Here is a 15,330-nt window from a genome sequence, read left to right on the forward strand (position 1 = left end):
AATCGGTGATTGCAACGTCACCACCGTGCCATGGCCGCTCGCCCTTCAGAGCAAGCGCCGTTCTCTCTCCAAAACTTTTTGCAGAACCTTCAGGACACTATCGGGAATTTCCCGCCTTTTTCATGTTCCATTGTCGTCTGATCAATGCAAGCGGCCGCTGGCGTGGGCCAGCATGGTGTAGACCTTGCCGGTATCCGACGTCAGGTAGGTCTGCGCCATGATGTTGTCGCGGTCGTTGCGCGACACGTCTTTGAGCAGCTTTTCGAAATCGTCGCAGTAACGATCGACAGCAGCGCGGAACTCCGCCTCCGACTGATATTTGCGGCGGATCTCGTCGAACGTCTGCTGGCCCTTCAGCGTGTAAAGACGGCGCGTGAAGACGTCGCGCTCGCCGCGCCGGTATCGGTTCCACAGCTCGATCGAGGCATCGTGATCGATGGCTCGGGCGATATCGACGGAGAGCGAGTTCAGCGATTCCACGACATGAAGCGGCGAACGCGGAGCGGGAGCCGGGCGCGGCGCTTCGGCAGGCGCCGCCGGCTTGGCGTCGTCTTCGCGCGATGCACCGGTCAGGAGGTCGCGCACCCAGCCGCCTTGCGGCGTGCGGCCGTTGGGGTCGCGCTGGCGCAGCGCTGTGTCTGCGGGACGTTCGAGGTCGAGCGTGCCGCGCAGCGCCGTCTCGCCCGAAGGCGCCTGCGGTGCATGGCGCTGTTCCGGAGCCGGAGCCGGGCGGCGTGGCGGCTCGGCGGCGCGTGCGGCAGGCGCTTGCGGCGCCGGACGCAGGTTGCGCTGTTCCGAACTGTCGGCGCTGCGGCCAGATTTGGCAACGATTTCAGAAAGTTCCTTCAGCGCGTTGATCTGCTCGGAAACGGCACGGCGGATAGCCGTGGTTGATTCCTTTGCCTCTTCCGGCATCTCGATGACGCCTTTCTTGAGCTCGGCTCGGGTGAGGTCGAGCTCGCTCTTGATCGAGCCGGCGGTGCGCCGCATTTCCTCGGTCGCATCGGCAAAGCGCTTGGTAGCCGAATCGACCACTTCGGAAATCGCGGCACGGATCTTGTCGGCGGATTCCAGCGTCTTGCCTTCGGCGTTCTGCAGCGTCTGGCCGACCAGATTCTCGAACGAGCGCATGACCCGTTCGAGATCTTCCGACTTCTTAACAAGGCCGACGGCGAGGTCCTCCAGCGACGATTGCCTTTCGAGCGTGTGCTCGAGGTTGCTCTGGGCCGAGCTCAGCAGATCCGAGGCGCTGGACAGCAACCGGCTGTGCTCGTCGAACTTGGTGGCGATAGAGGCAACCTCGCGCAAGGTCGAGGACGACAGCTCGGTGAGCCGCGTCGTGTTCGAATCGACAAGGCGCGCCGAGCTGGCGAAAGTCTGGGCGGTCTTTTCCGTGGTCGCCGCGAAGCTTTGCGTGCTCCCAGTCAGGCGTTCGTCGACCTGGCCGAGATTGGTCGCCGCCTGCTCGATCAATTGACCGAGCTGCGAGCTGGAGGCGGTCATGCGGCCGATGAGGTCGGCAACGCTGTCGGCAAGCGTCGAGCGCGCGCCTTCGACGGCCGACAGAGTTTCGGCCGTGCGGCTGGCGAGGGCGTCGACGAGGGCGGCGTTTTGAGTGCGCAGCTTCTCTGTCGCACGTTCGGTGACCTCTTCCATGCTCTTTTGCAGCTCGGAGCCGCCCTGGGCGAAGCGCTCGACCAGAGGCCGTGCCGTCTCGTCCAGGATTTTCGATATTTCGGCCGAACGTGCCGCAAGCATCGTACTGAGCTCGCGAGTATTGGCACCGATGGTCTTTGCAGCGTCGTTGGTGCTCTGGCCGATATGCTGGCCGACCGCGGTGAAGGTTTCGGCGATCGTGTTGGCACGCGAGACTAACTGCGCCTCGGCGTTCGAGACCTGTTCGTTGAGCTTTTGGCCCATTGTCTCGGCAGTGTAGGCGAGGCGGTTCTCGACGCTGGCGACCTGCTCCTCGACGCGGGCCGCTGTGGCGGCAGCACTCGAGGCCAGGCGTTCGTCGGCACCGGCAAGCAGCTGCTCGATTTCACGGGCATGGACGGCGAGTTCCTGGCCAGTCTGCCTGGCGCGTTCGGCAACCCGCTGCTCGGTGCTGGTGAAGGCACCGACAATGTTGTCGGCATGTTCGCCGATTGCGGTGCTGCTGTCGGCGATACGGGACACCAGGCGATGATCGGCCTCCTCGAAGATGCGGCCGATCTCGGACGCACGTGCCGAAAGTGCTTCGGAGCCTTCGGCAATGCGCGAAATAAGTTGCTGGTCGGCGGCATCGAAAATGCGGCCGAGATCCGACGCACGTGCCGCGAGAGCTTCGGCGGATTCGCCGATGCGCACGCCCAGCCGCTCGTCAGCTGTTTCGAAATTGCGCAAGATGTCGCCGGCACGTGCAGCCAGCGACTGGGCCGTTTCGATGGCGCGAGAGACCAGCCTGTGGTCCGCCGCGTCGAAGGTACCGGCAATCTCACTTGCTCGGGTTGCCAGCTGATCGGCCGTCTCCTGGGCGCGCGCGAGCAAGGTGTTCGACGTGTCGTCGGCGCGGGCAATCAGTGCGCTCGACGTATCCTCGGCGCGGGCGGCGAGGCGACGATCCGCCTCCTCGAAGGTGCGGGCGATGTCCTCCGCCCTGGCGAGCAGAGCGGCCGAGGTCTGCTCGGCGCGCTCGGCGATCTTGCGGTCGGCATCGCTGAATGCAGCGCCCGCCTGCTCATGCAGAGCGCTGGTGACTTCCATGACCTTCTCGCGCAGCGCCCCGGCGACGAAGACCGCGCTTCTTTCGAGCACACTGCGAACGTTGTCGACACCCGTCGACAGCGCCCGCTCCATGGTGCTGGCGCGCTCCTCGATGATGCCTGTCTGCCGGCTGAACGCCTGCTCGATCTTTTCCACGTCGGCAGCGATGGCATCGGAGATGTCGGTGCTCCTGGCGGCGATCTGGTCGATATGGCCGGACAGCGAACGGTCGACATCCTTGCGCGTGTCGGCGAGCCTGGAGAGATCGTCCTGCAATGCGCGGGTCAGCATGTCGCGGCCCTCGGTCAGCTTGCCGACATGACCGGCGACAATCTCGTCGACCTCGCTGCGGCTCAATGCAAGCCTCTCCAGATCGGCTTCCAGAGCGCGCCTGAGGATGTCGCGGCCTTCGGCAAGCTTCTCGACCTGGCCGGCAACCAGCCCATCGATGCTCGAGCGGCTTTCGGCCAGCTTGGCGAGATCGTCCTCGAGCGCCTTCGACAGGGTCGAGCGGTCCTGGACGAGCTTCTCCGCGTGGGTAGCGACAAGGCTGTTGACGTTGCCGAGATCGGCCTCTAGGGCGCGCGAAAACTGTGCGCGATTGTCGGTTAATAGCTGCGACTGGTCGGCGATGGCGCCCCTGATCGTGTTGAGATCGGCCTCCAAAGCGCGTTTGAGGATGTCGCGGCCTTCGGCCAGTTTCTCGACCTGGCCGGAAACCAGCCCGTCGATGCTCGAGCGGCTTTCGGCCAGCTTGGCGAGATCGTCTTCCAGCGCGCGCTTGAGGATGTCGCGGCCCTCGGCCAGCTTCTCGACCTGACCGGAAACCAGCCCGTCGATGCTCGACCGGCTTTCTGCCAGCCTGGCGAGATCGTCCTCGAGCGCCTTCGACAGGGCCGAACGGTCCTCGGCGAGCTTGTTCATATGTTCGGAGACGACGCCCCGCACGGTCTCGAGATCGGTCTCCAGTGCGCGCGACAGCTGACCGCGATCCTCCGCCAGCTTCTCGGATTGACTGGCAATGACGCCCTTGACGGTGCTCAGATCGGCTTCCAGAGCGCGTTTGAGGATGTCGCGGCCCTCTGCCAGTTTTTCGACCTGGCCGGCAACCATCACATCGATGCTCGAGCGGCTTTCGGCCAACTTGGCGAGATCGTCTTCGAGCGCCTTCGACAGCGTCGAACGGTCTTCCGCGAGCTTGTTCATGTGATCGGAGACAACGCCGCGCACAGCCTCCAAGTCGCTCTCCAGTGCCCGTGACAGCTGGCCACGGTCTTCCGCCAGCTTTTCGGACTGGCCAGCGATGACGCCCTTGATCGCGTTCAGGTCCGATTCCAGCGCGCGCTTGAGGATATCGCGGCCTTCGGCAAGCTTCTCGACCTGGCCGGCAACCAGCCCGTCGATGCTCGACCGGCTTTCGGCCAGCTTGGCAAGATCGTCTTCAAGCGTCTTCGAAAGCAGGCTGCGATCATCGGCGAGCCTGCCCGAATGATCGGCGATCAGACCTCTGATGTCGGACAGGTCGTTCTCGAGCGACTGGGAAAGACCGCTGCGGTCTTGCGCCAATTTCGCCGAATGGGCCTCGATGAGGCCATTGATGCCGGCGATGTCGGATTCCAGCGCACTGGCGAGTATGGCGCGACCCTCGGCGATCTTTTCGACTTGACCGGCGACAAGGCCGTCGATGCTGGCGCGACTGTCTGCCAGCTTGCCGAGGTCGGCCTCGAGCGCGCGCGAAAGAATGCTGCGGCCTTCGGCGAGCTTTCCGACGTGCCCGGCAACCATTTCATCAATGATCGTGCGGGCTTGTACGAGTTTTCCAGAGTCTTCGTTCAAGGCCTGGGCGAGCCGGTTGCGGCCCTCTTCAAGGCTTTCTAGATGGCTGCCCAGCGAAGCGTCGATCGCTGCACGCGATTCGTTGACCTTGCGCAGATCCTCTTCAAGGGCGCGCGAGATCAGGCCGCGGCCTTCGGCAAGCTTCTGCACCTGGTTGGTCACCGCCGCATCGATTTCGGCGCGGCCCTCGGCGAACTTCGCCAGATCGGCCTGCATTGCCGCCGCCATCCGGTCGCGGCTTTCGGAAAGTTTGCGGCTGTGGTTTTCGACGGCTTCCTCGATGCCGGCGCGAGCATCCGCAAGCCGCTGGATGTCCGTATCGAACGATCGCGATACGACATGGCGCGCCGCTTCCATGCGCCCGGCGAAATCGCCGGCGCGGGCTTCGAGCATGGTCGAGGTCGATGAGATGATGTCGGCCATGTCGGCGCCGATCTGGGTCTTGCCCTGATCGATCATCGCCGACAGCGTCTCCTTGCTATCCTGGAAGGTGTGGGCGATTTCGCGCGCGCGCTCGACCAGCGTCTCGTTGATCTGGCGTGCGCGAGCCTCCAGCGCGGCGTTGAGCTTCTGCGTACCGGTGTCGAGCGCCTCGGCGCGGGTCTGGAACTCGCTGATCAGCGCCTGGCCACGTTCGGCAAGCGTCCGCTCGATGCCGTTGAGGCTGGCTTCGAATTCGGAATTGAGTGTGCGCGCGGCACCGCCGAGCAGCGACACCATGCCGGTCGTGCGGTCGTCGAGCAGGTCGGTCAGCGACCGCGTCAGGCCATCGGTGGTGTCCGTCAGCTTGGCGATGCGGGTGTCGAGCAGGCTGGCGAAGGCCTCGCCCGACGTCGACAGCCGGTCGGTGATCGATTCGAGCCGGCCTTCCACCGAATCGAAGATCGACATCGAGCTCCCGTTGATCCTGTCGATCAGCGTGTCGCCGGATTCGTTGATCGTCATCGACAGCTTGGTCGAGGCGTTGAGAATGCTGTCGCGAATGATATCGCTGGCGGCGTTGATCTCGTCCTTCAGCGTCTCGTGGGCACCGGTGATCGAGGCGCGCACACGCTCGGCATGGGTGACGACCGCTTCGCGCTCGCTGCCCAGCCCGTCGACCAGCGAGCGGATGCGGGACTCGTTCTCCGAATAGGAGCGCTCGATCTGGTTCACCTCGCTGTGAACCAGCGTTTCGAGCTCGACGGCGCGCGCAAGCGTGCGTTCGATGCCTTCGCCCATGGCCGCCACCTCGCGGCGAACCGCTTGGCCGATCATCATGACGCGATCCTGGGCAAGATTTTCCGGCTCGGCCAGACGGAAGGCCACCTCGGTCATCGACTGCGCGGCAAGGCGCATCTCCTGAGCGCGGCGAATCATCACTGCGAATGCCCAGAACAGGATGACGGGCACGATTGCCGCGACCGCCAGGCCGATCAGCTCGGGACGGGCGAAAAACTGATCGAAGGTGCGGATGTTCCAGATGCCAGGTCCGAACAACAGGTTCGCGAGGCCACCGGCGCCGGCGATCCAGGCCAGCGAAACAAAAGCCACGACCCAATAGATCGTGTTCGAGGCGCGCCGGTTGAGGGTGTGCAGGAGCGTCTTATAGTCTTTTTGACGATCGTCGTTGGCCGGCGAGAAAGCTGGCGGCTGCGAGCCATTGCGCGTTGCGACAGGACGCAACTCAGCCGGCTTGGCTTTTGGCGCGGGATTTAGGTTCTGGCTTTGATTGGCGGCGGGTGCTGCATTCTGGGCCTGGTCGGGGGCAGGCGCCTCGTTCTGGCTGCGGCCTTCGCGCGCCAGTTCGTCGGCGGCTTGCGATATCTGCGCTTCCAGATCTTCCATGGATGCCGCGATGTCGAAGTCGCCGCCGGCATCGCCGCTCAGATCGATATCAAGTGCCTTTTCGAGTTCCCTGGCTACGTCGCTGTCGAGCGTTTTTGTCGTCGTTGGTTTCTTCGCCATGCCTTCGCTACCCTGTACAAGCTGCCGCGGGACTTATGGTTGTGCTTATTGATTCTGCCTAGCGTGTCCCGCGCAGGAGGCTGAAAATGGACCTGTCGTATCGTAATGACACAGCGGGGTAAAGAAAACATGCATTCCGTCCGATACGTAAAACTTTAAATATAAGGTTAACACAGCCGTGATTCCGGCGCCGTTATCGCGACATTTTTCCGGGTCAATCATTAACCCGTTGTCCACCGGATACGCCTATTTTTTGCGGCGGTCGAAGAACGGAGTCTCAAAGTGATACGTGGCGAAAACGGCATTGCCTTCTCGATGCCCGGCGGTGACGTGTCAGGGACAGCTGGGGCGCGGCCGATCGATCTGGCGCATCTTGCGCGCCAGACGATGGGCGATCGGAGCCTCGAGCAAGAGGTGCTGGCACTGTTCGTGCAGCAGGCGCTATCGGTGCGCGACAAGATCGTCGATGCGGATGTCAGGCAGCGGCTGCTACTGGCGCACGGGCTCAAAGGCTCGGCGCGCGGGGTCGGCGCCTTCGCCATTGCCGATTGCGCCAGTGCGATCGAATGCCGGCCCGACGACGCCAGCACGCTGAAGCGCCTTGGCTCACTGATCGAAGAAGTGCGCGACTTCGTCGCCGCCATCAGCCGATAGAACTTATTCCCAAAACGCCACGCAGCGGCGCTTTCGCGCCGCAGTTGACTTGTCTGGCAGAGTGATTATGTCGGCTCAGACTCCCTTCAGGTGACAAATGACCAAGCTGACCTTCATCGCCCATGACGGCACGCATTTTGACGTGGATGCCGAAAACGGCTCGACCGTCATGGAAAATGCGATCCGCAATGCGGTGCCGGGAATAGAAGCGGAATGCGGCGGCGCCTGCGCCTGCGCGACCTGCCATGTCTATGTCGACGAAGCCTGGACGGCGGAGGTCGGCGAGCCGGAAGCCATGGAAGAAGACATGCTGGACTTCGCCTACGACGTCCAGCCGAATTCGCGGCTGTCATGCCAGATCAAGGTGCGCGACGCCCTCGATGGGCTGGTCGTGCGCGTGCCGGCCCGCCAAGGCTGAAGCCGATTTTTGCGGCTGCCGCTTGGCAGCGGACCAATGGTCATGCAGTGTCGCGCCGTTTTCCCATAAAGGCGCATGCTTCATGACCGCTATCACCAAGACGGACGTACTCATTGTCGGGGCAGGGCCTGTCGGCCTGTTTGCCGTATTCGAGCTCGGCCTCTTCGACATGAAGTGCCATCTGATCGACATACTCGACCGGCCCGGCGGGCAGTGCGCCGAACTCTACCCGGAAAAGCCGATCTACGACATTCCGGGTTGGCCCTCGATCTCGGCGCAAGGTCTGGTCGACAAGCTGCTTGAGCAGATCGCGCCGTTCAAGCCCGAATTCACCTATAACCGCATGGTTTCGAGCCTGGAAAGGCTGGAGGACGGCAGCTTCCGCGTCACTACCGACGAAAACGAGGTGTTCGAAGCCAAAATTGTGGTGATTGCCGCCGGCGGCGGCTCTTTCCAGCCGAAGCGGCCGCCGATTCCAGGCATCGAACCCTATGAAGGCAAGAGCGTGTTCTACTCGGTGCGCCGGATGGAGGACTTTCGCGGCCATGACCTCGTCATCGTCGGCGGCGGCGATTCGGCGCTCGACTGGACGCTGAACCTGCAGCCGGTGGCCAAGAGCGTGACGCTGGTGCATCGGCGGCCCGAATTCCGGGCAGCGCCCGACAGCGTCAACAAGATGTATGCCATGCAAGAGATGAAGCAGCTGGAATTCCAAGTCGGACAGGTGACGGGCCTGACCGGCAGCGACGGCCAGCTAGCCTCCGCCACGATCAAGGGGCCGGAGGGCGATGTCGAAGTGCCGTGCACGCGGATGCTGCCATTTTTCGGCCTGACGATGAAGCTCGGCCCAATCGCCGAATGGGGCCTCAATCTCCACGAAAACCTGATCCCGGTCGACACCGAAAAATTCCAGACGTCGGTGCCCGGCATCTTCGCCGTCGGCGACATCAACTGGTACCCCGGCAAGCTGAAGCTGATCCTGTCGGGCTTCCATGAGGTCGCTCTAATGGCACAGGCAGCCAAGCGCATCATCAGCCCCGGCGAGCGCATCGTGTTCCAGTATACGACTTCGTCGACCAGCCTGCAGAAGAAGCTCGGCGTGGTCGACTGAAGCTCGCCGGATTTCACCAGGCCGGTCTACTCCGCCAGGGCTGGGGCCGAAGCCTCGGCATGGCCGCGAAGCGTTTTCTCCGGCATCAGCCAGAGCGTGATGAACGACAGCAGCAAGGTCGCGGCGGCGGCAAGAAAGATCATCACGAACGGCGTGGCTGAGGCGATATGGCCGGCCGTCTGCGTGCCTTCGCTGGCCAGCGGCAGCCCGTAACCAAGGGCGACGGCACCAAGCATGGCGACGCCAAGCGCACTACCCAGCGAGCGGAGGAAGGTGAGAACGCCGGTCGCCACGCCAAGGTGCATGCGATCGACGGCGTTCTGGACCGAGACAGTGGCAACCGGAAAGGTCGTGCCTGTGCCCAGGCCTATGCAGGTCGTCAACACCTCGACAAGCAATAGCGAGGCATGCCCGGCGACCAGGCTGAGCACGCCGAGGCACAGGATCGAGAAAACAGTTCCGACCATGGCAATGCGCTTGTAGTGGAAAAAGCGTGGGATCATTCGCGCGCTGAATGTCGCACCGGCCACCGTGCCGAGCATCAGCCCAAGCAACGCGGTGCCAGATTCGCTGACTGACAGGCCGACGACCGATTGCAGGTAGACCGGCAGATAGACCGACAAGCCGACATTGGCGGCCTGCAGCAGGAACATCGACAACGTGCCGGCGAGAACGATCGGATTGCCGAGCACTTCCAGCGAGATCAGCGGTTCAGCCGCGCGCATCAGCCGCAGCGCGAACGCGCTCCAGAACACCGCTGAGCAGGCGAGCAGTCCAAGGATTTCACGCGACAGCCACGGATACTCGCTGCCGCCCCAGTTCAAGGCAAGCAGCAGCAGCGAGGTGGCCGCGACCAGAAGCAGCGCGCCGAGGCCGTCGATGCGGTGATGTTTTGCGGCGATCGGCAGCTTCTTGAGCGGATTGTTAATGATCGCCATCGCCAGCAGGCCGAGCGGAATGTTGATCCAGAAGATCAGCGACCAATGCAGATGTTCGGCGAAGGTGCCGCCGAGCAGCGGCCCGGCGATGCTGGCGACGGCCCAGGTGCCCGAAATCCAGGCGGCGTAGCGAGCCCGCTCGCGCGGCGGCACGAGGTCGCCGATCACGGTCTGCGTCAGGGCGAAGAGCCCGCCGCCGCCGGCGCCCTGGATCGCCCGGCCGACAACCAGGACCAGCATGTTGGGGGCCGTGGCGCTGACCAGCGACCCGGCGAGAAAGATCAGGATTGCCGCATAGACGGTCGGCCGGCGGCCATAGATATCGGAGATCTTGCCGTAGAGCGGCGCCACTGCGGTCGCGGTCAGAAGATAGCCGGTTACGATCCACGGCAGATATTCGGCATGCCCGAGCAGACGTGCCATCGTCGGCATCGCCGGCGCGACGATGGTCTGGTCGAGCGCCGCCAGCAGCATTGACAAAAGCACGCCGCCGATGATGGCGTTTTTCTCGGTTTCGGTCAGCGGCGTGCTGGTTTCCACCATCGCTTGCTTGTCGATAGCCTGGTCCATATCCGTTCATCCATTATGCCTGCGTGCACTTCCGCGACGGGCTGGGAAGCATCTAGTACGCCGATTGGCGTTTGCCGGAGGCTGATCCCTGCGAACCTGGCATATGTCGTTCGCTATAGGCCGATTTCGACAGCGGCTCGAAAGTTTTTCGAAGCTGGCACTATGCTTCGCCAAATTGGCTTTGTTCCAAATTTGGCTTTGTCCGACGCGGAGTTCAGCCGGGAGCGAGCCGTCCATTCTCAATGCGCTCGATGCGATAGTGCAAAAGCCGCAGGATGCGGCTTTGGAAATTGACGCTTTCCACACGATCGAAGCGCATCTGGTCCTGGTCGTGCTTGGCAAGCATGGCCGCTGTAATTTTCGCGGCCTTGGCCTTGGCCAATTCGCAGGTCTTTTCAGGGTAGCTCGCCTTCAAGGCGTCTTCTAGTTCGCGGCCATGGTTCTTGGCAATCTCGACGTGGCGTTCCTCATGGCGCTTGATGTCGGCGGACAAAGTCTCCCAGAACAGCTTGACGCCTGCATCGGCTTTGCGCGGGCGGCGCCACTCGGGAAGGATAACCTTGACCTTGACGGTAACGGCAGCGTCGGCAATCCAGCACGAGCCCGGCTTTTGCGCATAACTGACGCGGGTGGTGAACGCCATCTGGGTGGCGCCGGGATGCCGCGACCCGGTGCTTTTCACCTGAGGCCCGAGTTTCGACAGCTGGGTCCCGATGTCGTCGAGCGTCCTGCCGCCGATCGGGAAATAACTATATGTCTTGACGAGAGTCGTAGCGCCGGCCGGGAATGCGGTCAGAGCGAGCATCAGGGCGCAGAGGAGGGATCGTTTCATCGTGTTGCCTCTTTGCCCACCTTGCTTTACCGCCGTCTCCGGCGCAACGGAATTGATCCCCGGTCATGACGTGGGATCGAACATGGTTGATGGGCAATGATGACAGGGCGATGGCAGCTGGCGCATGGGCGCCATCTTGACCTTGGCGGCAAGGCCATCGTCGTCGGCATCCTCAACGTCACGCCGGACAGTTTTTCCGACGGCGGGCTGTTCGATGCCCCGGAAAAAGCGGTGGACCAGGCGCGCCGTATGGTGGAGGAGGGAGCCTCCGTCATCGACATCGGCGGAGAATCGACGCGTCCCGGTGCCTCTCCGGTGTCTGCAAAGGAAGAGCAGGCCCGCATAGTGCCCATCATCGAGGCGCTCGCGACGTCTGGCGGAACGCTGATCTCGGTCGATACCTATCGCCAGGATACGGCGCGGCTTGCCGTCCAAGCCGGTGCACATATCGTCAACGACGTCTGGGGCCTGCAGCGCGAGCCGGGCATTGCCAGCGTCGCTGCCGAAACCGGCGCCGGCCTTGTCATCATGCACACGGGACGGGACCGGCAGAAACTGCCCGACGTGATTGCCGATCAGCTCTTCTTCCTCAGGAAGTCGCTGGAAATCGCGCAACGGAGCGGTGTTGCCGACGACCACATCGTGCTCGATCCGGGCTTCGGCTTCGCCAAGGAGACAGCCGCGGAAAACCTTGACCTGATGGCACGGTTTTCCGAGCTTCGTGCGCTGGGCTTTCCGCTGATGGCCGGCACATCGCGAAAGCGCTTTATCGGCACCGTCACCGGCCGCGACGCAGCGGCAAGAGGCGCCGGAACCGCCGCCACAAGCGTCATCCTGAGGCTCAAAGGCGCGCATCTTTTTCGCGTCCACGATGTCGCAATCAACGTGGATGCGTTGGCTATTGCCGATGCTATGCTCGCACGTGAGATCGGGGAAAGCTGAGCCATGTATGTCATCCGCATGAAGAACTGCGCCTTCTTCGCCCGGCACGGTGTGCTGGACGAAGAGGAGACGCTCGGCCAGCGCTTTTATGTCGATGCGGCGCTCACGGTAGACCCCGGGCGGGCGCTGGTCGACGATTCTATCGAGGACACCGTCAATTACGGCATCGCCTTTGCGGTCATCGAAAAGATCATTACCGGCGAGCGGCGCTTTCTGATCGAAGCGCTGGCGCTCGAAGTGGCGAGGGCGCTGACGGCGCGGTTTCCGCAGATCAAAAAGGCCGAGATCACCGTGCGCAAGCCGAACGCCCCGGTGCCGGGTGTGCTCGATCATGTCGAGGTGACCGTTGTCTGGCCAGAATAGTAACAACAACACCGTCTATCTCAGCCTTGGCGGCAATCTCGGTGATCCGGCGAAGTCGATGGCTGCGGCACTGGGCATTCTGGATGCCGACGAGAGCACGCGCGTCGTTGCCGTTTCGTCGCTCTACCGAACGCCGCCCTGGGGCAAGCTCGATCAGCCGGATTTCCTCAATGCGGCGGCCGAGATCTCGACCGCGCTTGCGCCGCGGGCTTTGCTCGACCTTTGCCTCGACGCCGAGCGAAAACTGAAGCGGGTGCGGGAGGAGCGCTGGGGTCCGCGCCTGATCGACATCGACATTCTGGTGTTCGGTGACCGCATCATCCACGAGACCGGACTGGAGGTGCCGCATCCGCGCATGCTGGAGCGCGCCTTCGTGCTGGCACCGTTGGCAGAAATTGCACCGAAGCTTGTGGTCGACGGCAAGAGCGTGTCGGAGCGACTGGCCGCCGTCGACACGTCGGGTATTGAACGGCTGCCGTCAGGCCGGAAATGGTGGAAGACCTGACGCTGCCGCCATTGGTGGCCGAAAATCAGCCGGAAAACCCACCACCGTCGAGGAACATTTGTTCGTCCGGTGTCGTCTCCCGGCCAAGCATCCTGTTTCGGTGTGGAAAGCGGCCGAAGCGCTGGATGATGTCGCGGTGTTCTACCGCATATTTCAGATAGGACGGGGCTTTGGCGGCGGTAAGCTCCATCGATTTGAGCTGATCGGCGAGATCCTCCGAATGCTCATAGGGCAGATAAAGAAAGACGCGGAGCTCTTCGTCGAGCGCCAAGTCATGGCCGGCAGCGATCGCCTTCCCGGCAAAATGCCGCGCCAGCGGGTCCGTGGCGTACATGTGGCCAGTGCCGCGAAAGCAGTTTCGCGGAAACTGGTCGAGCAGGATCATCAGTGCCAGCGACCCTTCGGCGTGTTCGGACCAGCCGTCGCATTCGCGGCGGGCGGCGGCGAAGTGCAGATCGAGAAACCGGGTGCGGAAGTCGGCATCAAAAGCGTCGTTCTTCTCGAACCATGCGTCCTCCCCGGCGTGGCGCCAGAATCTGGTTACGGAGAGCGCGCGTTCGTCCAGTTCATCCATCATTCGCATCTTCCCAAGGATTAATCGGCCGGCTCGGATTTCTGCAGCACGCCGGCGGTTTCCTCATTGAGCGCCTGACCCGCGCGGCGTGGTGTGCTGAGCGGCGTCGGGATGGGGGTGCCAATATTGCCTTTGAGGAAGCGCCGTCCGGCGCGGATGCCTTCGGCCTGTTGAAGCTCGAAACGGGCAGCGTCGCGGCGGCGGACGTCCTCGACTACCTCGGCGACCTCTTCCGGGTCGACGCCGAGGGCTTCCAGCGTCGAGCCGCCGAAGACAAGCGCCGATTCGAACGTCTCGCGGAGCTGATAGTCAACGCCGGCACGGATGAGCTGCAACGCGGTGCCGCGGTCGAACGCCCGTGCCAGCACTGTCAGCAAGGGAAACTCCGCCTTGATCAGTTCCGCGATGCGCACGGCGGCATCGGGCTTGTCAACGCAGATCAGCACGGCGCGTGCCCGCCCGGCTCCCGCGGCTCGCAGGATGTCCAGCCGCGTGCCGTCGCCGTAATAGACCTTGAAGCCGAAATCGGCCGCTGCTTGGATCATTTCGACCTCGTTGTCGATGATCGACACGTCGATGCCGCGCAACAAAAGCGGCTGGCTGGCGATCTGGCCGAACCGGCCAAAGCCTATGATCAGCACGCTGCCGGTCAGGCCGTTGGCGACATCGACGCCTTCAAGCGACTGCTCGTCGCGCGGCGTCAGATACCGCAGTGCAATGATCGCCAACGGCGTCAGCACCATGGAAATGATGACAATGGCGGTCAGCATCGCATTGGCTTGGCCGTCGATAATGCCCACCGCAGCCGCCGCGGAATAGAGGACGAAGGCGAATTCGCCGCCTTGCGCCATGAAGACGGCGCGCTCGAGCGCTTCCCGATGGTCGGTTTTGAGGACGCGGGCAACGATATAGATGCCGATCGCCTTCATCACCATGTAGGCGACGACATAGATGGCAATGAGCTGCCAGTTGACGACGACGACATGCAGGTCGAGCGACATGCCGACGGCGAGGAAGAACAGCCCGAGCAGAATGCCGCGGAACGGTTCGATGTCGGCCTCCAGCTGGTGGCGGAAGGTCGATTCCGACAAAAGCACGCCGGCCAGGAAGGCGCCCATGGCCATCGACAGGCCGGAAAGCTGCATGGCGAGCGCTGACCCGAGAACGACCAGAAGGGCAGCTGCGGTCATCACCTCACGGGCGCGCGCATCCGCCAGGATACGGAAGAACGGATTGAGCAGATAGCGCCCGGCAACCACCAGCCCGACGATCGCGGCAAGGCCGATGCCGACCTCCGTCAACCTATCCGACAGGCTCATATCGGCGCCGCCCGGCGCGAGGAAGGCGATCAGCGCCAGCAGCGGCACGATGGCCAGATCTTCCAAAAGCAGGACCGAGACGATGCGCTGGCCCTTGGGCGTTGCCAGGTCGCCGCGTTCTTCCAGCAATTGCATGACGATTGCCGTCGAGGTGAGTACGAAACCGGCGCCAGCGACGAAGGATTGCGCGATCGGGAAACCTCCCGCCAGGCCGACGCCGGTCAGCAGAACCGCGCAGACGCCGACCTGCAGCGCACCAAGCCCGAAAATCTCGCGGCGCAGGCCCCATAGGCGTGACGGCTGCATCTCCAGCCCGATGATGAACAGGAACATGACGACGCCGAGTTCGGCGACATGAAGAATGGCTTCCGATTCGGAAAAGACGCGCAGCCCGAATGGGCCGATCACGACGCCGGCCGCCAAATAGCCGAGGATGGAGCCAAGTCCCATGCGCCTGAAGATCGGCACCGCAACGACGCCGGCGGCAAGCAGCGCCACCACCTGGATCAGATCGCTGTTCGATGCCTCTGCCGCCATGCCTGCCCTTCCGCTCTCCTGGGAGTCAAGCGGCCAAGA

11 protein-coding genes are annotated in these 15,330 nt (G+C 63.1%); 6 read left to right on the top strand and 5 right to left on the bottom strand.

Features of this window, described 5'->3' with window-relative positions; genetic code table 11:
- Window positions 1-141: 141 nt before the first annotated feature.
- A complete protein-coding gene (locus NKH71_RS25960) occupies window positions 142-6,528 on the bottom strand; it encodes an apolipoprotein A-IV repeat region-like domain-containing protein (protein ID WP_352482227.1) in 6,387 nt (2,128 codons plus the stop codon).
- Window positions 6,529-6,813: 285 nt separating this feature from the next.
- Here NKH71_RS25960 and NKH71_RS25965 point away from each other — a divergent pair, with 285 nt between their 5' ends.
- From NKH71_RS25965 to NKH71_RS25975, 3 genes are all read left to right on the top strand, one after another.
- Complete coding sequence (locus tag NKH71_RS25965) at window positions 6,814-7,182, top strand: Hpt domain-containing protein (protein WP_023717831.1); 369 nt, start codon at window positions 6,814-6,816, stop codon at window positions 7,180-7,182.
- Window positions 7,183-7,279: 97 nt separating this feature from the next.
- Window positions 7,280-7,600, top strand: coding sequence for a 2Fe-2S iron-sulfur cluster-binding protein (locus NKH71_RS25970; RefSeq protein WP_006334837.1), 321 nt, complete (start codon window positions 7,280-7,282; stop codon window positions 7,598-7,600).
- Window positions 7,601-7,682: 82 nt separating this feature from the next.
- Entirely contained in the window at window positions 7,683-8,711 is a 1,029-nt protein-coding gene (locus NKH71_RS25975) for an NAD(P)/FAD-dependent oxidoreductase (RefSeq protein ID WP_023717829.1), read from the top strand.
- A gap of 26 nt (window positions 8,712-8,737) precedes the next feature.
- Here NKH71_RS25975 and NKH71_RS25980 read toward each other — a convergent pair whose 3' ends face one another.
- Window positions 8,738-10,219 carry an MDR family MFS transporter gene (locus NKH71_RS25980; protein ID WP_023717828.1) on the bottom strand — a complete coding sequence of 494 codons (1,482 nt, stop codon included), beginning with the start codon at window positions 10,217-10,219 and terminating at the stop codon, window positions 8,738-8,740.
- Window positions 10,220-10,433: 214 nt separating this feature from the next.
- Window positions 10,434-11,051, bottom strand: a complete 618-nt coding sequence (locus NKH71_RS25985) for a DUF922 domain-containing Zn-dependent protease (RefSeq protein WP_023717827.1) — start codon at window positions 11,049-11,051, stop codon at window positions 10,434-10,436.
- A 96-nt stretch (window positions 11,052-11,147) separates the two neighbouring features.
- Here NKH71_RS25985 and folP point away from each other — a divergent pair, with 96 nt between their 5' ends.
- The 3 genes from folP to folK are packed head-to-tail and all read left to right on the top strand — an operon-like array spanning window position 11,148 to window position 12,861.
- A complete protein-coding gene (folP, locus tag NKH71_RS25990) occupies window positions 11,148-11,993 on the top strand; it encodes a dihydropteroate synthase (protein WP_023717826.1) in 846 nt (281 codons plus the stop codon).
- A gap of 3 nt (window positions 11,994-11,996) precedes the next feature.
- Window positions 11,997-12,356 (top strand): dihydroneopterin aldolase, encoded by a 360-nt coding sequence (gene folB / locus NKH71_RS25995; protein ID WP_023717825.1) that lies wholly within the window; start codon window positions 11,997-11,999, stop codon window positions 12,354-12,356.
- Window positions 12,340-12,861 carry a 2-amino-4-hydroxy-6-hydroxymethyldihydropteridine diphosphokinase gene (gene folK, locus NKH71_RS26000; RefSeq protein WP_023717824.1) on the top strand — a complete coding sequence of 174 codons (522 nt, stop codon included), beginning with the start codon at window positions 12,340-12,342 and terminating at the stop codon, window positions 12,859-12,861. Before folB ends, folK begins: the two co-directional genes overlap by 17 nt.
- Window positions 12,862-12,886: 25 nt before the next feature.
- Here folK and NKH71_RS26005 read toward each other — a convergent pair whose 3' ends face one another.
- Together NKH71_RS26005 and NKH71_RS26010 are read right to left on the bottom strand one after the other, a co-directional pair.
- On the bottom strand, window positions 12,887-13,435 hold the full coding sequence (locus tag NKH71_RS26005; RefSeq protein ID WP_031193615.1) for a DUF924 family protein: 549 nt from the start codon (window positions 13,433-13,435) through the stop codon (window positions 12,887-12,889).
- A gap of 20 nt (window positions 13,436-13,455) precedes the next feature.
- A complete protein-coding gene (locus NKH71_RS26010) occupies window positions 13,456-15,291 on the bottom strand; it encodes a monovalent cation:proton antiporter-2 (CPA2) family protein (RefSeq protein ID WP_023717822.1) in 1,836 nt (611 codons plus the stop codon).
- Between the last annotated feature and the right edge of the window lie 39 nt (window positions 15,292-15,330).

Origin of the sequence: Mesorhizobium sp. M0983 (assembly GCF_040318975.1) — a bacterium.
Taxonomy (GTDB): Bacteria; Pseudomonadota; Alphaproteobacteria; order Rhizobiales; family Rhizobiaceae; genus Mesorhizobium.